At 20.9% G+C, this 677-nt stretch carries 1 protein-coding gene; it reads right to left on the bottom strand.

Annotated elements, in window-relative coordinates:
* Positions 1-92: 92 nt before the first annotated feature.
* Positions 93-677 (bottom strand): lipid II flippase MurJ (locus GQX97_RS13515; protein WP_198391257.1); only part of this gene is annotated, 585 nt, incomplete at its 5' end.

Below are 677 nucleotides of genomic sequence, written 5' to 3'. Positions count from 1 at the left end.
ACTTAAATTATCGGATATTGCAAGCATATTTTTGATAGTCTTAAATATTTATTTTTTTATCAATCTAAATATTATGTAATTTACAAAAACTTTTATTTTTTTACTATTCTTTTTTTAAATAAATTAAAAATAGAAATAAAGTCTTCATTCTTTAAAATAAYATTAGATATCACATATATTATAACACCTATAAATATAACAACAAATACTTTTATTATAAAAATTATCCTTGTACTATTTAAACTATCTCTAAAAATATAAAATCTGCTAGAATAAACTGCCATAGCCATAATAATACTAGATAATAAAGTTTTAATAGTATTAATTTTACCTCTATTAAGCGAAAAAGCCATATTCATTCTTTTCATAAGAAGTATATATAATATAATAAAAGAAATAATATTTGCCAGTACGCTTGAAATAGAAATACCTATAATATCAAAATGAAATATATAAACGCATAAATAATTGCTAATAGCATTAATAATAAAAGCAAAAAAAGCTATATATACAGGAGTTTTCATATCTTTCATRGCATAAAAAGATTGAACAACAATCCTATAACTAGCAACAAAAAAAAGCGAAATAGATAAATACCTTAAAGCATTAGATACAAGCAAAGTAGATTTTTCTGAAAAAGCACCATATTGAAAAATCATAGCAACAATTTCTCTTCC

Origin of the sequence: Brachyspira sp. SAP_772, from assembly GCF_009755885.1 — a bacterium.
In the GTDB taxonomy this organism is placed as follows: domain Bacteria; phylum Spirochaetota; class Brachyspiria; order Brachyspirales; family Brachyspiraceae; genus Brachyspira.
The sequence above is the reverse complement of the archived record's forward strand: the minus strand, read 5'-3'. Positions and strand labels throughout refer to the sequence as shown.